A 19,894-nucleotide genomic window follows, 5' to 3' on the forward strand; every position below is an offset into this window, starting at 1 on the left:
GTTGCCACCTCATTCCGTTTTCACCATTTCAGTTGCCAATAAAGCCGCTGCTCCCGCTTGGATGTCTGTAAGATCTTCATCTGTCAAAACATCCAAATACTTGACGCCCCGTGTATGCTGGTATACATCTTTCACAACGTCTTTCCAATCATCAGTTGTCCAACTATCCATCAGACCTAACACCGATCGCGGAAGGGCACCAGCTAGTGTGGAAGGAGCTGTCCGTTCGGAAAATAGGATGCGCTGTATCCAGATGAATGGTTCGCTATCACTACTTGCATCTCTTAGGACATCCAACCATTCTTCCTCTGGCGATTGACTGAACAACTCGGCGGCCTCTTGATCAACATCAACCATCTTCAATTCCACAATGCCCGCTCCATTCCGAGTACGAAAGGTTTCCAGTGCTTCCATACAAGCGACGAGCCATTCATTGGCATGGCTGATTCCTTTACATGAGACATCCACCTTGTCAAACAAGATCGTCGATGTCGGGATGAACTGAAATGTGGCGCCCGTTTTCGATAATTCCACATCGTAAAACCCTTTTTCTCCTTGTTCATTACGATGCCGCCCTTGGATATTTCCGGGATAAACGATCGGCGGTTCATCATGGACATGTTGGCGCAGATGGATATGCCCCAGCGCCCAGTAATCATACTGTTTGGCCAACAATTCACTTTTGGTGAACGGTGCATAGACCGCATGCGTGTCATCTCCCGCTAAACTGCCATGCAACATGCCGATATGGTATGCATCCCGATTGTGCGCTGGCGGATAACGGTCAATCATCTTCTCGCGGATATGCCGTTCTTTATAACTGAAACCGTAAATGGAAACCGACTGCTCTCCCACTTGGAGTTGTACCGTTTCCACCTCCTCTGTAAAGACGTGGACATTCGCAGGCAGTTCAAAACGCGTCCATGTCCCGCTAAGATGATCATGATTCCCATGGGAAATGAAGACGGGAATGCCCACCGAATTCAATCGGTCCATCCCTTCCTTAAACTTCATCTGCGCCCGCAAGCTCCGATTCTCCCCATCGTAAATATCCCCCACGATCAATACAAAATCCGGCTTCATCTCAAGCGCATAATCAATTAGATTGGCGAATGCTTCGAACGTGCTCTCTCGCAAACGATTGAGCTGTTCAACAGGCAGCCCCGACATCCCTTTAAAAGGACTGTCCAAATGCAAATCTGCCGTGTGAATGAATTTAATCGTCGACATAGAACCTCCCCCTTTCATCAATCGCGCCTCGGCGTGATTGCGTCCAGATTTTAAATCGAGCTTGAGGCCCACACGATGTGGGTCATGCAAGCGTTGCGAATCGAACAGCGAAGGGTTCGATTTGCCGTATTTCTGTGATCTTTGCAGAAATTAAGGCACTTTCCTTTTAGGACGTCGCGCATTTAGCTTGCCTTCATTAAACTCCTTTCAAAATCTGTGACATCCGCCGGAGGCTTTATCTTCGTTCAGCCGGCGTTTGAACCCCCTATGAACAGGTAAAACAAAACCGCATTCATCTCATCACCTACAGAGGTGGAAGTCTTCTGTAGCTGACGCTTCGCTTTCAGTACAAAAAGATTTGCTGAACGAAGATAAAACGAATATTTGTTCTAATTTTACCATAAGAAGAGGATTCTATGAAATGAACTTGTGCAAAAAAACATTAAGGTTCCAATATAATACCGTTAACAAACAGTAGGGAATTTGTAATAATATAAAGTGCAAATAGAGTGCCTTAGAAAGGTGAGTAAATCAATGAGTAAAACAGTTACTTTTTCATTTAGTAGTTCAAATTACAAAGGCACAGAAGCGACAGAGACATTCTCTTTCAAACAACTAAGTCTAGACGAAAATACGGAGGACGAAAAAGCATTAGAAATTGCAATGGATAAAATTTCTAGTCATGGGTTTGGGATAAACTTAATATTTCTTGCAGTATAGTTATCGAAAAGGAAAACGCATATCATGATGATATTCAATAATAAAATACTTATTTAACAGAGGTGAAAAAATGTTGTTATTATGGTATTTTTCATTATTTGTTTCAATTGTAACCCTAATTGCAGGGATTGCTAAAAAGTCTTGGGTATTTTTACTAATTAGTTCGATTACATTTACGCCAATCGCCTATTATTTTTCTGGTGCAAATAATGCTTGGAAATATGTTGGTTTGACGCCAATCCTACTACTTGTTCTAGCGATATTAACTTGGTTCTTAAATAAGAAAAAATGAAGTCTAGTAGAGTGTGAATTGGAGGGATGGAATTGTGAGGAAATTAATATTCATGCCTATTGTACTAATTACAATATTAATTATGGGCGGATGCAATCAAAACTCTGTAAAACAAATTAAGGCAGATTACGTTGATATTGGCTTTGGACAAAGTTTGTACGATGGATATAACAAAGTGGAGAATGAAACTGTTCAATCACTAGTAAAGGCTTACAATCAACTAGAATCTGTTGGTCAAACAAATAAAGAAATTAATTATGAAAAGGCGATAACAATTATTTTTGTATCTAATGATCAAATTTCAGGTACTTTAGTGATCGACGATAAAGGTGTTTTTCATACAAGTGATGAAGTTGAAAATTATCAAATCGACTCCGATAATGATATCTATGAACAGGCAGTTGAAATATATAACGACTTGAAGAAACAATATTGATATAGATGGAAGTGTATCTTTCTTGGAAAGAACAAAAAAATAAAAGAACGCAATCCCTCATTAGGATCGCGCTCTTTTTCGATTGTTATTCAAATTAAGCCGTTACTGCAGATAATCCTTTTGCTACAGCTTTAACTTTTTCCAAACCTTCAGCAATGATTGCTTCAGCTTGATCTGGTGCTGCTGCATGGCCTTCGATGATGACTTCGTTGATCAGTTGCATACCGTACACGCCACCTGCAACATTTTTAATGTAGTTTGCAGACATTTCCATCGGTGCCGCTTCCGGAGTCGAGTAGATGCCTCCACGTGCATTAAGAACAATGAATTTCTTGTCAGTCATCAACTGAACTGCATTACCGTTTTCGTCATATTTAAATGTATAACCAGCTTGGTAAGTGTAATCAATGAATGTTTGTAGTTTAGCTGGAATTGTCAAGTTCCATAGTGGGAATGCAAATACAACAACGTCAGCCGCTGTTAGTGCATCCATGGCTTTTTGTTTTGCAGAAAGAAGACGTTGTTCAATATCTGTCATTTCTTCGCCTGATTGTACTTTACCGAATGCGTTAAATAATTCTTGACCGAAGTAAGGCATATCCTCTTCAAACACATCGTACGTTGTGACATTTACACCTTCAAGATTTTCCATGAAAGTTTCATACATTTTACTAGAAACAGCTTCTGAAGCTGGACGGTTATTCGCTTTAACTACTAATACGTTCATTTCGTAGATCTCCTCTTTTTCCATATAATTTTTATCTTGAATTCATACTATATGAATTTCACCTAAATGTCAACTGGTTCTTTTATAATTCAAATTGTTGTTTTATTCGAAAAAGTAAATAATTATTTCTGGAGTTTCCTACTCTCCAAGAATCATTCTTTCCCTAGTTGAATCGCTTTTTTTATGTCTTTCAATGAACGAGAAGGGCCGTACATCAGAACGCCTCCTCGATAAACACGAGCACCAAACCATCCAAGGACGAATATTGTCACAAGCATAATGACGATGGAGAGCACCGGTTCCCAGGCCGGCAAGTCGAGCATCCCGACGCGTAGAAACATGACAAGTGGCGTGAAAAACGGAAAGAATGATGCGTATTGAAGATAAGCCATTTCCGGATTGCTTAACCCCGAAACCGCAATCACGAATGCAGCTACAATCAGCAACGACATCGGCATGATCATTTGCTGGACATCTTCTGTCCGGCTTACGAGCGAACCGAGAAGCGCCGCTAGTGTAGCATACAGGAAATAACCTAACAAAAAGAATAGGATGGCATAAACGATCGTACCGACATGCAGATTGGAAAAGCCGAAAACGGAGAAAAATCCATCTGCGGATTCCGACGATGACGTCGACTTCAAAGCAATGTAACCCGCACCTCCCAATAGCACCATTTGGACGAGACCAAGAGATCCGATGCCTAAAACTTTTGCGAACATATGCTTTACAGGTGAGACGCTTGAGATAAGAATCTCCATAACGCGTGATGATTTTTCCGTCGCCACTTCAGTTGCAATCATACTCGAATAGATAATCACCGCAAAATAGATCAGGAACATCAGCACATAGACAAGCCCTCGCGCCTGGCTAAGCTCTTCTTTCGTTTTCGAAGAAGGAGAGACAGATTGTTGTTCAAATGAAATCGGTGCGAACAATGTCTGCACTTGTTCAGTCGATAAAGATAATTGTTCCGCCTGCATTTCCGTTTGAATGGATTGAAGGGCGTCCTGCAACATCATCGGCAATGTAAATTCCATGGCACTCATCGTCGTATACTTTGCATGGATTGTTTTCGTATCATCCAGTGCAAGCGTCAAGAAAGAATCGATTTCCCCTTCTTTCACTTGCTCCGTCAACTGTTGTTCCGATTGATCGGATGATTCCACAGTTGTGCCGGATTCATTGGCCTCGAATTGCATTTTCAACTTTTCAATTAGAACACCGCTGTCATCGCGAACGAGCAACACAGCTTCCGACTCATCGTCACCGCCCGTCATATCTTGAACGCTATCGATAATTTTCCCCATATTCGCAAACAGGAAAATCGCCACCATCATCACTGCCGTCGTTATGATGAAGGATTTTGTTTTTGCTTTCGTCACAAAGGCCTGCTTGAAGATAATCATGAATTCACGCATGTTCTTTCCCCACCTTTTCAATGAAAATATCTTGTAGCGAAGGCTCTTCAATTTCAAAATGGCGGATCGAACCAGATTTCAATGCCGCTGTCAACAACTCATGGGCAACCTGCTCCGCTTCAATTTGGTAAACAGCTCCTTCGACCGTTTGATGGACGGAAGCAACACCTTGAATGGATGCAAGTTGCTTCAAATCATGGTCGGAATGGATACGGACATACTGTTTGCTGGATGACCGTTTGACATCACGCAATGAACCTTGCACAACCTGCTTCCCTTTATGAACGATGCTCAATTGCTCACAAAGCTCTTCGACATGATCCATCCGATGACTGGAGAAGATGATTGTTGCCCCTTCATTGCGAAAATCCAAAATTGCCGATTTCAACATTTCAACATTTACCGGGTCAAGACCGGAAAACGGCTCGTCAAGAATAAGCAATTGCGGCCTATGCAGAAGCGACGCAATCACTTGAATTTTTTGCTGATTCCCTTTTGATAATTCTTCGACTCTTTTATGGATGTAATGCGGCACTTCGAAGCGCTCCAGCCAATGTTTGAGCTCTTTCTTCGCGTCCGCTTTGTTCATCCCGCGCAGTTGGGCGAGGAAAATGAGCTGATCTTCCACTTTCATCTTCGGATACAGTCCACGCTCCTCCGGTAAATAGCCGATTTCAGAGCTGGTTGCATACGAAATCCTTTTCCCTTTCCAAGATATATGCCCCTCGTTGGCATTCAAAAGACCGAGTATCATACGAAACGTCGTTGTTTTTCCCGCCCCGTTCGCGCCAAGAAAGCCGTACATCGTGCCTTCTCCGACAGACAGTGACAAATCATCGACAGCAGTAAAATCACCGAACCGCTTCGTTACATTTTCAAGTAGTAAAGTCATTATGTGACTCCTTTCGTCTATCAACTTGTTAACTATACGTATCGAGCGACTAGAAGTTTCAAGAAAGCTAGTTCTTACTACTAGCAATTGCCGCTCCTATCGCGTACGACAACATATGCACCACCCAAATCCCTGAGAGGATGAAAAAAGCAAGTCGGGGTCCTTCCATTAGAATGACAATTGTCCATGCAATTAAAATGGCAGCTGTCGTCACTCCCCATGAAATCGATCTTGCGTGCTGATGAATTCGCGTGTATCGCTCGTCGAACCGGCGCTCTTTCTTTCCTTTCTTCCAACTGAAAAAGAGGACAATCGAAGCAATGGCAAGACCAAGTGGCAGGCCGGCCAAAAATATCCAAATATCAAATCCCTCGTACATACTTATTCCCCCTCCGGTATAAAAATATCTTCAATAAGACATTTAAAAAGTTTCGCAAGTTTGAAAGCCAAAACTAGAGATGGATTATACCTCCCTTTTTCAAGAGAGATGATTGTCTGCCTCGATACTTCCAACAACTCAGAAAGATCATCTTGCGTCAATCCCATCTCGGTACGCTTTTCCTTAATCAGGTTTTTCAGTCCCATGCTCCCCCTTTCTTCTAAAAATACAAGGTGCAGGAAAACCAGACACCGCAATTTGTAAAGTTCACTTTACGTCAAGGTTACTTTACTATATGTGCGATGTCAAGCAAACTTGACAAAAATCAACTTAGTTATTGGTACGCTCGAATTTTGACAGGCGCTGGAACCGCGATTTTTTTTGTAGTAGAATTAATAAAAGAGAATGGGAAGGGTGAATATTATGAGAACTTACAAATTGACGGCATACGAACCAACGGGTGAACTGATCGTAGAAGAAACGTTCACAGCGGAGACAGATAACGCAGCAAAAGAAAAAGGCCATGCCTTGCTCGTCGATAAAGATCTTCTTGAGCGCACACATCGCCTCGCATCGCCAACCGGAAAGTTATTGTTATTCCATTCATAAGAAATTTGCAGGGCGCCTGGTAAGAAAACAACTATTGGATAACTTGCAGAACTGGCGCCCAATTGATGCATCTAAAGAAAAAGATTTCCATAGTGATCACCCTAATTTATAAATACTAGCTGCGCATGAATGTGTTAAACTTATGTATAGATGGACTGTGAAATAGAAGGGGTGTTCAATTTGAAAATCGCATTAATTGCCCATGATCAAAAGAAAAACGAGATGGTGAATTTCACGATCGCTTATGAAAAAATTTTCTCCCAACAGACGCTATACGCAACGGGCACAACCGGATCAAGAATTATGGAGGAAACAAACCTTTCCATCGAACGACTCATGTCAGGCCCTTTAGGCGGTGACCAACAAATCGGTGCAATGATTGCAACAGGTGAATTGGATTTGGTCATTTTTTTCCGTGACCCACTAACTGCACAACCACATGAACCAGATGTCAGTGCATTATTGCGCCTGTGCGATGTTTACGGCATCCCGCTCGCAACCAATATTGCAACAGCGGAACTTTTGATCCGTTCCGTCGAAGAAGGCTATTTCACATGGCGCGACATGGTCGATAAATATAAATAAGCAAAGTTGTCAGTGGAATTCGTAAAGATAAAACGGGACGTCACAATACCGATGCCGAACTTCACAGCGCTCATCAATCACAAAAAATACGCGTCACTCGCTCAATCTCAAATTGAACAAGTGACGCGTTTTCAAATTCCAACCTATTCTATTCATTGCTAAAAACGTTGATTCAAATTGTTAATTCCCATATCATGTTTGCTGACTTTTCGATTCAAATAATCAACAACAATCCTAACACTTTTGATTTCTTCCGCAACCAATTGAAACGTTTGTTGGTGTTGTTCCATTCGGGATTCCCAAATGCTTAACGTGGTTTCTATTTTCAATTTGATAATTGCGAACTTCCTCTGTCAAACTCCTAATATCGTTTTCAACTTTGTCGAAACGGTCGTCCATTTGATCAAATCGCTGATCCATCAGTTCCATAAACTGTTTTAATATTGCTTCCACTCCCCCCACTCTCCGAAGAATGCAATACACACTCTCATCACGCTATCTTTTATATCCTAATGTTCATTGGACTCATCTACTCATTACTTGTCCTTGCATTATATAAGATAAAACCAAAGTTGACAAAAAAGCACCGGGCACTTGCCAATCAGATTAGCACCCGGCACCTTTTCCATATGATCTTTACTTATTCACAGCTTTCGGGAAAACCGTATCCAAATGCGCAAGTTTTTTCTCAATAGAATCTTCGTACGTCAAAATATAAGCAGCCGGATCTTTCGGATTATAATATTGAGTAATCTTCCCGGTTTCAGGTTCAATGAACTTACTCGATGCCCCGCAACCAATACCGATAATGGTCTGTACTTCTTCCATAATCACGATATTGTAAATACTCTCTTCACCCGGTTTTGCGTACCCGACGTTTTCCAAGTTACCCAAAATATTTTTCTGACGATACAAATAATATGGCTCATAACCATTTGAGGCATTCCACTGTTCTCCAAGCTTCATCATTTGCTCGACTGTACTGCGATCCGCCACTTTGTATTTATCCTTATTGCGTGTCATTTCGGATGCGCGTTTGAACGACAACGTGTGAACTGTCAACGATTCCGGTTGCATCTTTTCCGTTTCATCGAGCGAATGTTGGAATTCCTCAATGCCTTCATTCGGCAAACCGATAATCAGATCCATATTGATATTTTTCATGCCCATATTGCGTGAGAGCCAAAACTTGTCAATCGTTTCCTGCACCGTGTGATGGCGCCCGATCGCTTTCAATGTTTCCTCCGTGTACGATTGTGGATTGACGCTAATCCGATCAATGCCCCATTTTTTTAACACATCGATTTTGGCAGGTGTGATGGTGTCTGGACGCCCCGCCTCCACGGTCACTTCACGGACGCTGTCCATGTTCGGGAATGAAGCATACATCGTTTCATACAATGCATCCATTTCTTCCGCTTCAATAGACGTCGGCGTTCCGCCACCAAAGTAAATCGTCGTGATCGTCATATTGCGTTCCTTCAGCCATTTCCCCATCTCGCGAATTTCTTCATGCAAACCATCGAGGAATGACTCCACACGCCCATTTTTCCGATGAATAGCATACGCTGGAAACGTACAATACGCACATTTCGTCGGGCAAAACGGAATGCCGATATAAATGCTCACTTCTTTTTTCAAATCATACAAATCCGGAATCGCGCGCAATTGCACTTCTGCGATTTTGGCAAGTAGTTTGCTTTTCTCACTTGAAATTCGGTGGCGCTCCTTCAATAAACGCTGCGCTTCTTCACTCGTATATCCTTGCTGCCGATACTTATGATACAACTTTGTCGGTCGAATCCCAGTCAATATTCCCCATGACTGTTGCATTCCTGTCGCCTGTTCCAGCACTTCTAGAAAGATATGAGAATACACCCGCTTCAACTGGCGATTGATCATTTTCGCATCGCCCGTCTCTTCCTGCTCCGTAAACGTCGCGACATACTCTTTCCCATTCCAAGCAAGGAATGCCTCGCCAATCAGCAACCCTTCCGCGTCTTTTTGCAATGAAAAATCAACAGTGATCGCATCTTCTTCTGTATGTGTACAAATCTCGGACTGCTCAAAAAACAAATTCGCAAGATGCGTGAACATCCGGATCCAATCTTGTTCAAATTGTTCTTTTAATATAATTTTTTGCATCGTCATACCCAACTTTCTATTTTTGAATCCCATGATTGCTACGACGTTTGAATATAAAATTCATTGTACCAAACTTACGCTAAACATGATTAAGAAAAATTGGTTGAAATGGATTTTGGAAAATAATTTCTAAATAGAAATTGGTGGATGAGGGTTTTTGAGCATAGAAAGGGGTTCTTTGAGCACCCAATGACTGCTTTGAGCGCCTGCGAAGATCTTTGAGCTCTCGATGGCCGCTTTGAGCGCAGGCAAAAAACATAAAAAGCCCCCTATTCAGCAGTTCACAGTTACTGAATAAGGGGCTGTTTTAATCAATTACGCCTCGGCGTAATTGCGTCCAGATTTTGAATTGCGCTTGCGCAATTAACTCCTTTCAAAATCTGTGACATCCGCCGGAGGCTTTAACTTGATTCAGCCGAGGGCAGAATCAAGTTAAATGCTTTCGTATAAATCTTGTACAGGTTTCATGAGTACGCGGTTCACTTCTTCAATGACACCACTTAACTTCATTTCCGCTTCAAGCATTTTCATGATTTTCTGATTTTGTTGAGCAAGTTGTGCTGTTTTTTGGGCGTACTCCAGTTCTTCAGCGACTAGCTCTTCACCTCTCGCCTGCTTTTCTTGCAAGGAAAGTTGGATCTTACGGAAGTTCTTGAACAATGTAAGCGATTCGCTATCCGCTTTCACTGCAGCAACTGCCTGTTCCACCTCCGCAAATTCTGCCGTTTTCCGGAATGTCGCTTCCAATCTGTTCAAATCATCATAAATATTCACTGTCATCAGTCGTTTTCCCCCTAGGATAAATTTGTTACATAAACGATCAAGCCTTGAACAATTCCGATGAGACCGCCGAGCAATGCCCCCAGTACGGTAATCATTTTAAACTCACGTCTTGAAATGCCAAGCATCAGGTCTTCCAATACCGAAACTGGAAATGCATCCACTTGCTCTTTAACCATATCATCTAATTTCAATTTTCCAAGTGATTGTTCCATTTGTTTTTCAGCTTGTTCAAATGCAAATTGGACCAATTGCGGTGTGATGTGAACAGCTGTCCACTCCGCTCCATCCGGCCAATAATCCCGAATTGTTTTGTTCAATCGGCTTTCCAAGTCCAATTCTCTCACGGCATACGTCCGGATCGAATTGAATAACCCATCCCAGTCAAAGCCGTTCAATAATTCGCCAACAGGGCGTTGTTGTAGTTTCTCCCATTCCTTTTGAATGATGGAGTTCAGTAAATCATACGTGCCAGGTGCTCCCACAAATTTCAATGCTTCCTTTTGCACTTTCCCAACGAGCGATTCCGATTCTCCAAACAACATGTTCACCATACTGCCCAATGTCCCTTTGGAGGCTAGAAAATCATCAATCATTTTTCGGAACATCGCTTTTCCTTCATCAGATGCAAAATAGGCTTCCGACTTACCAAGGATGTACGTTGTAATAGTTGGAAGTCGCCTTTCCACTTCACTGCGCCATTTTTCCGGCAGCACCTCTTCCACCGATCCCGACGTCAGTTTCATGCGTACAGCGCTTAGCTGAGCATCAAGCAATTCCAACACTTTCTGCTCCGCCTTCCCGCCAACATTGGAGGCACCTGCAGTCTTCAGCCAGTCGTTCAATGTTTTGTCTGAATGTAAAATCTGTTTTTCCAACTTTTGCTGTATGAACTGCTCCGCTTTTTTCTCCATCGAAGGAGTTAGTAATTTCTTGCGGAACGTTTCCGGTGTCAATAAATAGTTCGTCACCGTTTTACCAAGCTGTACAGCCAATTCGTCCCTACGCCTCGGAATCAGTCCCGGTGTGAAGGGTAAACGCCATTTTCCAATATATTTTGCTTCATGCGGCCTGAACAACATTTTGATCGCAAGATGATTGGTCAATCCCCCGATCAGCGCGCCGATGAAAGCCATGAATAACAAAGTCCATATAAAATCCAATCGCTTCACCTTTTTTCCCTATTCGTTTCGCCCCATTATAACAGAACGAAACTGAACGGAAAAATGGGAAGACTTTTCAAAGCCCGTTGAACATCGTCGACATTCGGATCGCATGCTCCATTTCATCATGCATAGCGATGAAGAGGGGATTATATGCCTCTTGAAACGGAATCGTCAACAGCATTTCCTTATACGTTTCAACAGACTCTAACTCATCCACCAATGCCCGTTGCACACACTCTTTCAAATTATAACAAGGCAACGGCTTCTTCGGATTTTGTACAAATGTCCCTGTCATCATATAATAGAGTTGTTGGAACATTTCGTAATGACTTTTCTCATCTTCATACATATGACTGAGAAAATCTTTCCAAAGCGGATTATCCGTCAACTCGTACATCGATTTATAAAAATAATAATCTCTGTACTCATCTTCGATAGCCTGCTTTAATTTATTTGCAAACAAGATAGCACCCTTTCGCACTCTTTTCCCAATTTTATGCGGACGGGTCTCATCTTATGAAAGGAGCAAGGATCTATGCTGCAACATTTTAGCTACAAACCGATGTATGCCCATACACAATTGCCCGGTTGGTCTTTTTCTTTTTTCTTTCGCAACGCCAGATACACGGGTGAATATTTGCCGGATGGGACCATTGTTTGGACCGATGCTGAGCCGCCCGAAGAAGAGAATGTAAAAAAAATGGTCCACGAACTCATGACGTTCCACGTTTATGAATGAGTGAACGCAATTTGGAGATACTATGCTTCATGATGATGAAGGAGGCATAATATGAGCCAAGAAAAATCACCCGAAGAGCTCCGTATTGAAAAAGAAAAACTGAAAATGGAGAATCAGAAAACCGAAAACGTTTTCGAAGACAAAAGTCGGGTACCTAACGAACAAAATGCTTGGAAAGAAACACAATTCAAGTACGGTGAATGACAAATGCCCTGCATATTCGTGTGCAGGGCATTTCGATCAATTACGCCTCGGCGTAATTGCTTCCAGATTTTGAATCACGCTTGCTCGATTAACTCCTTTCAAAATCTGTGACATCCGAGGGCCTACAGGATGTAGGTTATGCAGTCGTTGCGAATCGAACAGCGGAGGGTTCGATTTGCCGTATTTCTGCGATCTTTGCAGAAATTAAGGCACTTTCCTTTTAGGACGTCGCGCACTTAGAATGCCTTCCATTATTCGTTCAGCTGGAGTTTGAACACCCGCTGAACAGGAAACAAAACCGCATTCATCCCGCCACTTATAGAGGTGAGGGACCTCTGTAGCCGACGCTTCGCTTCCAGTACAAAAATATTTGCTGAAGCAAGTTAATCCACTGATTTATTTTCCTCTATAGGGATCTGATGTCGTGTATCTTCTTCCAAATGCATAAGATGATTCGTGTCATTTGTGCCTCTTGTCATATCATCGTAAGGCGTATACATATTCGCTAACTTCTTCTTTTTCACAAGTGACTTGTAAAAAGCATAGCTAATTAACAGCAGCCCGCCTGCGCCTAAGCCAATTGCCACAATGGAAGAACCCACGGAAACACCCCTTTTCAACTAGTATAGCATTTTTGGATTGTTTTGATTACTTATCCGCTGTTGTTATATAGTTTGTCGAATATATTGCATAGTTGACGCTTTAAGAAATAAAAGCACTTGACAAATTTTACTGTCCTACAAGTAAAACCATTTGTTTTTTTCTCGTAAATAAATTATTATTATCTTAACTAACTATTTTACCATCACAGGAGGTGTACACTTTGTTCTCCCCCTCATTTGGGTTATGAACAAAGTAACTATTTGGAAATTGCCATACGATTGACAGCATTTGCTGTCTTGATCGCCCTCACCGCATTTTTTGTTGCGAGTGAATTTGCAATAGTGAAAGTAAGAACAACAAGGATTGATCAACTTGTCGCAGAAGGGAACCGCCGTGCCATCAGGGCAAGAAAGGTGATTGGCAACTTGGATGAGTACTTATCCGCTTGCCAACTCGGAATCACCATCACCGCACTCGGACTCGGGATGCTCGGGGAACCTACCGTCAAATTGATGTTACAACCGATATTTGCCCGTTTGGATTTGGCGCCAAATGTTTCAACTATCCTTTCATTCATCATCGCGTTCACAGTCGTGACATTTCTACATGTTGTTGTAGGGGAATTGGCTCCTAAAACGATCGCCATTCAAAGAGCGGAAGAAATTACATTGAATTTTGCAGGACCGCTCACCTTATTTTATCGCCTCACTTATCCCCTCATCAAAGGGATGAATGGATCCGCTCGCCTCATCATCAAACCGTTTGGCTTCCACTCGATTTCCGAATCGGAAGTGGCCCATTCGGAGGAAGAACTTCGGATGATTTTATCTGATAGTTTAAAAGGCGGCGAAATTAACCAAGCAGAATATAAATATGTCAATAAAATTTTCGAATTCGACGATCGGATCGCCAAGGAAATCATGGCTCCTCGGACCGAGATGATGAGCATCGATAAAGAAATGACATTACGCGAAGTATTCGAAGTAATGGGTGTCGAACAATATACCCGTTACCCCGTGACCGATGGAGATAAAGACCACGTCATCGGGCTCGTCAATATGAAGAATCTATTGACCGCGTTCATCAAAGACCCTTCAACGGGAGATCAGCCCGTTATCGAATATATGCAGCCAATCATCCGCGTCATAGAGACGATTCCAATCGGTGAATTGCTACTTAAAATCCAGCGCGAACGGATTCATATGGCCGTTCTGATGGACGAATATGGCGGTACATCCGGTCTTGTGACCATTGAAGACATTTTGGAAGAAATCGTCGGCGATATCCAAGACGAATTCGATATGGACGAAGTACCAGAAGTTCAAAAAATCGGTGAAGACCATTATATTTTGGATGCGAAAATGTTAATTGAAAACGTCAATGACATCCTCGGCATTTCCATCGACGAAGAAGATATCGATACAATCGGAGGTTGGTTCATGACCCAGCGCTTCGAAGCGATCCAAGGTGAAAAAATCATCGAACAAGGCTATGAATTCATGGTCAAAGACGTCGAAGGTCATCATATCCTGTACTTGGAAGTGATGAAATACGAAGAAGCAGAAACAAACGCCATTACAGACCTATCTGTTGAATCTTAACAAAGTGCGCCTCTCCATTAAGGAGAGGCGCACTTTGTTCTTTGTATGGAGAACGTGTTGCTTACTTTTCCAATTACGTTATCTTCTCACCTATCGCTCATGGTTGCCCGACAAATTCATCATTGACAGAATTAAGGTATTTTGTTATTGTTAACCTAACTTATCAGAAAGCAGGTGAAGTATTATGGCTATTTTTATGATACCTATTGACCAATCGATCGGACCCATACTTTCACCTGCCATACTTCCCTAAAGAGGTATGCTTATTCTGTTATGCGCGTGAAAGCCGTGGAGTCCGATCAGGAACCCACGGCTTTTTTATATGCAATTAACAGGAGGCTTTCAAATTGAAAAAACTAAGCGATTACGGTTGGAATAGAACGTATGAAACAAGCTGGAACGAAATGAACGAAGATCCGAAAATGAAAAAATGTGTATCCGGTCGTGTCACGCTTGAACATAAGCGGATGTACCGCGTTATTACTGCAGAAGGTGAATGGTTATCTGTCTGTTCCGGTGCTATGCAGCATGATGCATTGGAACGGCGGGACTTTCCCGCTGTCGGCGATTGGGTCGCAGTGGAAAAGATGCCGGGTGAAGAACGCGGCATCATCCATGCCATTTTGCCACGTCACTCCCTCTTTTCACGGAAAGCGGCAGGCTCGACTATTGTGGAACAGATTATCGCGACCAACATCGATATCGTCTTCCTCGTCATGTCCATGAACAAAGACTTCAATGCGAGACGACTTGAACGGTATCTCGTTGCTGCCTACGACTCGGGTGCAAACCCTGTCGTCGTTCTGACAAAAAAAGACGTATGTGATGACCCTTCTTTCTACATCAAAGAAGCACAAAATATCGCACTGGGTGCTCAAGTAGTTGCAGTGAGCAACGTAACGGGCGAAGGGATTGACGAGCTGACTGCCTTGCTGAAAGATGGAAAGACGGCAGCGTTGTTGGGTTCATCGGGCGTCGGGAAATCTTCCCTCACCAATGCGATTTGTGGCGGTGAAACGATGGCGGTCCAAGGTATCCGTGAAGATGACGATAAAGGTCGGCATACGACGACGCACCGAGAACTTGTTCAAATCCCAGGCGGAGGCATTCTCATTGATACGCCTGGAATGCGGGAATTCCAACTGTGGGATACCCATGAAAGTCTCGATTCTGGATTCAAAGATATAGAGGCATTTGCGGAAGCCTGCAAGTTCAATGATTGCCAACATAACAATGAACCGGGCTGTGCAGTACAGGAAGCTCTTGCTACGGGCGAACTACCTGCCGATCGCTATGCCAGCTATTTGAAGTTGCAAAAAGAACTGGCCTATCTCGATCGGAAAATGGACCGTGCCGCCCAAGCGGAAGAGCGCAATAAATGGAAACAGATTACAAAAAGCATGCGCAAGCACCCTTCGAAAAAGAAGTAAAACGGAATCTCTTGGTTAGCGTGACATACGAACGTAGAAGATACCTCCCCTCCAAACTCATTCCAAAATATGGTATAGTCAATATAGCCTGAATGAAATGGGAGGGAGATCGTGTATCTTTTATTCGTCATCATTTTGTTTTCTCTTTTAGGATTTACATTGGTATCGGTAGACCCTCTTCTCGCAGGGATTGTCGGCTTTGCAATTATTGCCGGTTGTTTGTTCAAAATCATTCACATGTTAAATGATTTGCATAAACATTTTTCCATCGAAAAGCCCAAAAAGGAATCTGTCCAAGAAGAGTTTGATCGATATTTGAAAGAGCTGGATGATAGGAAATAAAAAGCTGCCCCATACGACCGGTTTTCCGGTATACGGGGCAGCTTTTCTTTAGCCTTTTTTATATTCGATATGATACACATCGTGACGACGGTCTTTCAATTGTTTCACTGTTCCATCCTGGCGCTGACGACGCAAGATTTCCAAGTCGACATCACCAATCAAGACCATTTCCAAGTTGGCGTTCGTTTCACCAACGATGCCATCACGGGCAAACTCGAAATCGGATGGGGCGAATATCGCTGATTGCGCATATTGGATATCCATATTTTCCGTTTGAGGCAGGTTGCCGACCGTTCCGGATATGACGGTGTAAATTTGATTTTCCACCGCGCGAGCTTGAGCACAATAGCGGACGCGCAAATACCCTTGGCGATCCTCTGTACAAAATGGCGTAAAGATGATATTAGCTCCCATATCTGTTGCAATACGCGCCAATTCCGGAAACTCGATATCATAGCAAATTTGGATGGCAATCTTCCCACAGTCCGTGTCAAAAACGCGTACGGCATCCCCTGCACTGATGCCCCACCATTTCCGTTCGTTCGGTGTAATGTGAATCTTATATTGTTTCTCGATTGATCCATCACGTCTGAATAAATACGCGATATTGTAAATCTCTTCGTCTTCTTCCTGAACGAAATGCGATCCGCCGATAATATTGATGTTGTAACGCACTGCCAAATTGGTGAACAGCTCGATGTATTGCGGTGTGTATTCCGTCATTTTCCTCACGGCCTGACTTGGGGACGGTTCATCCAGAAAGGACATAAGCTGTGTTGTGAAAATTTCCGGGAAGACAACAAAATCCGAATTGGCATCCGCAGCTACGTCCACGAAGTATTCACATTGATGGGCCATCTCTTCAAACGAGGAAATTTTACGCATCAAATATTGGACGACACAAATCCGTACGGGATAACTCGTTTTGAAATGGCGCTTTGTCAGTGGCTTATAATCAACGTTATTCCATTCCATCAGTGTGGCATATTTTTTCGATGCTTTATCGTCCGGCAAATAGTTCGGATTGACGCGCATCAAAGTAAAGTCATTCATGAGCTGGAAAGTCAGTACGGGATCATAGATTTTATGGCGTGATACCGAATCGACATATTCCCGCGGAGACAATTCTGACGCATGCTTATGATAGTTTGGAATCCGTCCACCGATGATGATCGATTTCAGATTGAGTTGCCGTGCAAGCTCTTTTCGCGCTTCATACAGGCGCTGTCCAACTTTCATGCGTCGATAATCGGGATGCACCATCACTTCGATGCCGTATAAATTGTAGCCGTCCGGATTATGATTGGTAATATAACCCTCATCCGTCACGTCATCCCACGAATGACGGTCATCGTATTCATCGAAATTGATGATGAGACTGGAGCAGGAACCGATGATTTCGCCGTCCAGTTCCGCAATAAGCTGTCCTTCCGGGAAAATCGCCAAATGGCTTTTCAGATGGCTTTCCTTCCATGGCTCCATGCCCGGAAAACAAAGCTCTTGCATATTCAAAATACGCTTAATATCTTGTTCTTCCATCTGGCGGATGACCATACTGATTTCGAACGATGATAAATCCACTTCTTTACTCATCGGACGCACCCCTTTCAATTCCTTTATTCTCTATTATATCTTACCTTCCGGATAGTTAATAATATTTTACATGCCACTTCGTACACCCTATAATCAGTATGTAGTCAATTACGTAGGAGTTGGTAAGTATGCAAAAGCGGCTGGAAAATGCTCTTATTTTTATTTGGACAACCGCATTCATCGCAACGATGGGTTCCTTATACTTTTCCGAAGTGCGGGAATTTGAACCTTGTACGCTTTGTTGGTACCAGCGGATTCTCATGTATCCGATCGTACTTATTTCCGGGATTGCTTTATTCCAAAAAAATGCAAAAACCGCCTTGACAACGGCTGTTTTCTCTGTTGTCGGCGGCAGTATTTCACTCTATCATTATGGGATTCAGAAACTCAGTTTCCTGCGTGACAGTGCACCGGCTTGCGGAAATGTTTCCTGTACAGGCCAATATGTCAATTATCTAGGATTCATAACAATTCCATTCATGGCATTGGTCGCTTTTTTACTGATTTTTATCACTAGCCTGTTCATGTTGAAATGGCAAAAGGAGTCGAACTAACTTGAAAAAACTACTCATTATCGGCGTTGTCATCATCGCTTTCTTTGCTCTTATCGTTTTCCTGTCCAATAAATCGGATGAAGCAAAATTGAAGGACAATCCGTATGGGACAAACAATCTTCCAAAATCCACGATCGATTTGATTGGCAATGAAAACTACGACAACATTGTCCTACCAGAAGCACTTTTTGAAAAAATCGAATCCGGTGAATCTGTAACAGCTTACTATTTCCATCCGGAGTGTCAATTCTGTATGGCTATGACACCGGTCATGATGCCGATCGCCAAAGAAATGGGCGTCGATGTCTGGCAATACAACATGCAAGTGTTCGGCAACCAAGTCGGAGCAGACACCGAATATAATATTGTGAATTGGCCGACCCTTGTGCATTATAAAGATGGTAAAGAAGTCGGACGTATGAGTGGCCAGCAGCCAGAAGAAAACATCCGCGCCTTTTTCAATGAATTTGAAAGTAAATGATGAAATACGTGTTGGAAGGATTGAATTGAATGACGTACTTTCATTATAAAACACAGCAACCGGGACAGACGGTGGACCAATTATTAAAAGAACAATGGCAAGGCGGTAAAAAGACCGTCCACTTGATGCGCATGGCGAAAAGTGTACTCGATGCATATCGCACGCCGATCGAGGACTGGCGCGCTCCCCTTGCCGAGGGGACGGAATTGATTTTCACCTTTCCAGAGGCGATCTCCACATACGTTCCAGAAGCACAAGGTGAATTGACCGTTCTTTATGAAGACGATCATATTTTGGCGGTCGCCAAACCGGCAGGCATTGCGGTCCACCCGGATGGTCCCGACGAAACCGGGACGCTGATGAACCGCGTCATCGCTTATATCCAACAGCAGGATGGTAAATATGCCGAGCATATCCACCGGCTCGATAAAGGGACGTCTGGCGTTGTTCTCATCGCCAAACATCCAATAGCCAAATCACTTTTCGACCGGATGATCGAACAAAATGAACTTGCGAGGAACTATATGGCGGAAGTGGACGGTTATGTGAAACGGCCACGCGGCACTATCAAATTCCCGATCGGGCGTGATCGGCATCATCCGGCAAAAAGAATCGTTTCCGCGTCGGGACAGCATGCGGTGACACACTTCAAAGTCATCGAACGCAAAGAAGACACGACATTGGTCGAAGCCCGACTCGAAACGGGACGCACTCATCAAATCCGTGTCCACCTATCCCATATTGGCCATCCCGTCAAAGGGGATACGTTATACGGCGGAAGTGAAACGGAAGACGGACAGTATCGCCTAACCGCCACGACAGTCTCTTTTATCAATCCGTTTACGGAACAACAGACAACAATTGAATGGAAAACAACGTAAAAACAGCCATGGAGTTCAATAATATGTACCCTGTAGAGTAGACACTTAAAAAAAAGACTACTCTACAGGGTCTTTTTTTGTACA

At 43.1% G+C, this 19,894-nt stretch carries 26 protein-coding genes; 13 read left to right on the forward strand and 13 right to left on the reverse strand.

What is annotated here, in order from left to right; translation table 11 throughout:
- Window positions 1–9: 9 nt before the first annotated feature.
- Entirely contained in the window at window positions 10–1,230 is a 1,221-nt protein-coding gene (locus tag ACFPRA_RS22945; protein WP_381439933.1) for a metallophosphoesterase family protein, read from the reverse strand.
- Between the two features lie 534 nt (window positions 1,231–1,764).
- Between ACFPRA_RS22945 and ACFPRA_RS22950 the strand changes: the two genes are divergently transcribed.
- The 3 genes from ACFPRA_RS22950 to ACFPRA_RS22960 all read left to right on the forward strand — a co-directional run bounded on the left by ACFPRA_RS22950 (window position 1,765) and on the right by ACFPRA_RS22960 (window position 2,678).
- Entirely contained in the window at window positions 1,765–1,950 is a 186-nt protein-coding gene (locus ACFPRA_RS22950; RefSeq protein WP_381439935.1) for a hypothetical protein, read from the forward strand.
- 70 nt (window positions 1,951–2,020) lie between these two features.
- Window positions 2,021–2,242 (forward strand): hypothetical protein, encoded by a 222-nt coding sequence (locus ACFPRA_RS22955; RefSeq protein WP_381439938.1) that lies wholly within the window; start codon window positions 2,021–2,023, stop codon window positions 2,240–2,242.
- A gap of 34 nt (window positions 2,243–2,276) precedes the next feature.
- A complete protein-coding gene (locus ACFPRA_RS22960; protein ID WP_381439940.1) occupies window positions 2,277–2,678 on the forward strand; it encodes a hypothetical protein in 402 nt (133 codons plus the stop codon).
- A gap of 94 nt (window positions 2,679–2,772) precedes the next feature.
- On the opposite strand, the gene ACFPRA_RS22965 is transcribed toward ACFPRA_RS22960, so the two are convergent.
- The 5 genes from ACFPRA_RS22965 to ACFPRA_RS22985 all read right to left on the reverse strand — a co-directional run bounded on the left by ACFPRA_RS22965 (window position 2,773) and on the right by ACFPRA_RS22985 (window position 6,297).
- On the reverse strand, window positions 2,773–3,405 hold the full coding sequence (locus ACFPRA_RS22965; RefSeq protein ID WP_381439942.1) for an FMN-dependent NADH-azoreductase: 633 nt from the start codon (window positions 3,403–3,405) through the stop codon (window positions 2,773–2,775).
- 152 nt (window positions 3,406–3,557) lie between these two features.
- A complete protein-coding gene (locus ACFPRA_RS22970) occupies window positions 3,558–4,826 on the reverse strand; it encodes an ABC transporter permease (RefSeq protein ID WP_381439944.1) in 1,269 nt (422 codons plus the stop codon).
- The gene (locus ACFPRA_RS22975; protein ID WP_381439946.1) at window positions 4,819–5,718 is read right to left on the reverse strand and encodes an ABC transporter ATP-binding protein; all 900 of its coding nucleotides are present in this window, start codon (window positions 5,716–5,718) and stop codon (window positions 4,819–4,821) included. Before ACFPRA_RS22975 ends, ACFPRA_RS22970 begins: the two co-directional genes overlap by 8 nt.
- A gap of 67 nt (window positions 5,719–5,785) precedes the next feature.
- The gene (locus ACFPRA_RS22980; RefSeq protein ID WP_381439948.1) at window positions 5,786–6,097 is read right to left on the reverse strand and encodes a DUF2178 domain-containing protein; all 312 of its coding nucleotides are present in this window, start codon (window positions 6,095–6,097) and stop codon (window positions 5,786–5,788) included.
- Window positions 6,098–6,099: 2 nt separating this feature from the next.
- Window positions 6,100–6,297 carry a helix-turn-helix transcriptional regulator gene (locus ACFPRA_RS22985; RefSeq protein WP_381440017.1) on the reverse strand — a complete coding sequence of 66 codons (198 nt, stop codon included), beginning with the start codon at window positions 6,295–6,297 and terminating at the stop codon, window positions 6,100–6,102.
- A 223-nt stretch (window positions 6,298–6,520) separates the two neighbouring features.
- On the opposite strand from ACFPRA_RS22985, the gene ACFPRA_RS22990 reads away from it, so the two are divergent.
- Window positions 6,521–6,706, forward strand: coding sequence for a YhzD family protein (locus ACFPRA_RS22990; protein WP_381439950.1), 186 nt, complete (start codon window positions 6,521–6,523; stop codon window positions 6,704–6,706).
- A gap of 150 nt (window positions 6,707–6,856) precedes the next feature.
- Window positions 6,857–7,291 (forward strand): methylglyoxal synthase, encoded by a 435-nt coding sequence (gene mgsA, locus ACFPRA_RS22995; RefSeq protein ID WP_381439952.1) that lies wholly within the window; start codon window positions 6,857–6,859, stop codon window positions 7,289–7,291.
- Window positions 7,292–7,525: 234 nt separating this feature from the next.
- Here the strand turns inward: mgsA and ACFPRA_RS23000 are convergent, their stop codons facing one another.
- From ACFPRA_RS23000 to ACFPRA_RS23020, 5 genes are all read right to left on the reverse strand, one after another.
- Window positions 7,526–7,744: a hypothetical protein gene (locus ACFPRA_RS23000; RefSeq protein ID WP_381439954.1), complete on the reverse strand. Its 219-nt coding sequence runs from the start codon at window positions 7,742–7,744 to the stop codon at window positions 7,526–7,528.
- A gap of 183 nt (window positions 7,745–7,927) precedes the next feature.
- Window positions 7,928–9,436, reverse strand: a complete 1,509-nt coding sequence (locus tag ACFPRA_RS23005) for a coproporphyrinogen III oxidase (RefSeq protein WP_381439956.1) — start codon at window positions 9,434–9,436, stop codon at window positions 7,928–7,930.
- A 432-nt stretch (window positions 9,437–9,868) separates the two neighbouring features.
- A complete protein-coding gene (locus ACFPRA_RS23010) occupies window positions 9,869–10,216 on the reverse strand; it encodes a YlbF family regulator (RefSeq protein ID WP_381439959.1) in 348 nt (115 codons plus the stop codon).
- Window positions 10,217–10,230: 14 nt separating this feature from the next.
- A complete protein-coding gene (locus tag ACFPRA_RS23015; RefSeq protein WP_381439961.1) occupies window positions 10,231–11,388 on the reverse strand; it encodes a DUF445 domain-containing protein in 1,158 nt (385 codons plus the stop codon).
- Window positions 11,389–11,455: 67 nt separating this feature from the next.
- Window positions 11,456–11,845 carry a ferritin family protein gene (locus tag ACFPRA_RS23020; protein WP_381439963.1) on the reverse strand — a complete coding sequence of 130 codons (390 nt, stop codon included), beginning with the start codon at window positions 11,843–11,845 and terminating at the stop codon, window positions 11,456–11,458.
- Window positions 11,846–11,917: 72 nt separating this feature from the next.
- Here ACFPRA_RS23020 and ACFPRA_RS23025 point away from each other — a divergent pair, with 72 nt between their 5' ends.
- Complete coding sequence (locus ACFPRA_RS23025; RefSeq protein ID WP_381439965.1) at window positions 11,918–12,121, forward strand: YheE family protein; 204 nt, start codon at window positions 11,918–11,920, stop codon at window positions 12,119–12,121.
- A 51-nt stretch (window positions 12,122–12,172) separates the two neighbouring features.
- Window positions 12,173–12,325: a hypothetical protein gene (locus ACFPRA_RS23030; protein ID WP_239392560.1), complete on the forward strand. Its 153-nt coding sequence runs from the start codon at window positions 12,173–12,175 to the stop codon at window positions 12,323–12,325.
- 383 nt (window positions 12,326–12,708) lie between these two features.
- Here ACFPRA_RS23030 and ACFPRA_RS23035 read toward each other — a convergent pair whose 3' ends face one another.
- The gene (locus ACFPRA_RS23035) at window positions 12,709–12,927 is read right to left on the reverse strand and encodes a hypothetical protein (protein WP_381439967.1); all 219 of its coding nucleotides are present in this window, start codon (window positions 12,925–12,927) and stop codon (window positions 12,709–12,711) included.
- Between the two features lie 261 nt (window positions 12,928–13,188).
- Here ACFPRA_RS23035 and ACFPRA_RS23040 point away from each other — a divergent pair, with 261 nt between their 5' ends.
- The 3 genes from ACFPRA_RS23040 (at window position 13,189) to ACFPRA_RS23050 (ending at window position 16,301) form a co-directional block, all read left to right on the forward strand.
- Window positions 13,189–14,529, forward strand: a complete 1,341-nt coding sequence (locus tag ACFPRA_RS23040) for a hemolysin family protein (protein ID WP_381439969.1) — start codon at window positions 13,189–13,191, stop codon at window positions 14,527–14,529.
- Between the two features lie 347 nt (window positions 14,530–14,876).
- A complete protein-coding gene (rsgA, locus tag ACFPRA_RS23045) occupies window positions 14,877–15,959 on the forward strand; it encodes a ribosome small subunit-dependent GTPase A (protein ID WP_381439971.1) in 1,083 nt (360 codons plus the stop codon).
- 111 nt (window positions 15,960–16,070) lie between these two features.
- A complete protein-coding gene (locus tag ACFPRA_RS23050) occupies window positions 16,071–16,301 on the forward strand; it encodes a hypothetical protein (protein ID WP_381439973.1) in 231 nt (76 codons plus the stop codon).
- Between the two features lie 48 nt (window positions 16,302–16,349).
- Here ACFPRA_RS23050 and ACFPRA_RS23055 read toward each other — a convergent pair whose 3' ends face one another.
- Complete coding sequence (locus tag ACFPRA_RS23055) at window positions 16,350–17,894, reverse strand: GNAT family N-acetyltransferase (protein WP_381439975.1); 1,545 nt, start codon at window positions 17,892–17,894, stop codon at window positions 16,350–16,352.
- Window positions 17,895–18,022: 128 nt separating this feature from the next.
- Between ACFPRA_RS23055 and ACFPRA_RS23060 the strand changes: the two genes are divergently transcribed.
- The 3 genes from ACFPRA_RS23060 to ACFPRA_RS23070 are packed head-to-tail and all read left to right on the forward strand — an operon-like array spanning window position 18,023 to window position 19,810.
- On the forward strand, window positions 18,023–18,448 hold the full coding sequence (locus tag ACFPRA_RS23060) for a disulfide oxidoreductase (protein WP_381439977.1): 426 nt from the start codon (window positions 18,023–18,025) through the stop codon (window positions 18,446–18,448).
- A 1-nt stretch (window position 18,449) separates the two neighbouring features.
- A complete protein-coding gene (locus tag ACFPRA_RS23065; RefSeq protein ID WP_381439979.1) occupies window positions 18,450–18,929 on the forward strand; it encodes a thioredoxin family protein in 480 nt (159 codons plus the stop codon).
- 29 nt (window positions 18,930–18,958) lie between these two features.
- A complete protein-coding gene (locus ACFPRA_RS23070) occupies window positions 18,959–19,810 on the forward strand; it encodes an RluA family pseudouridine synthase (protein WP_381439981.1) in 852 nt (283 codons plus the stop codon).
- Window positions 19,811–19,894: the final 84 nt, after the last annotated feature.

The sequence above is a fragment of the Sporosarcina soli genome (assembly GCF_042655805.1).
Lineage (GTDB): Bacteria > Bacillota > Bacilli > Bacillales_A > Planococcaceae > Sporosarcina > Sporosarcina soli.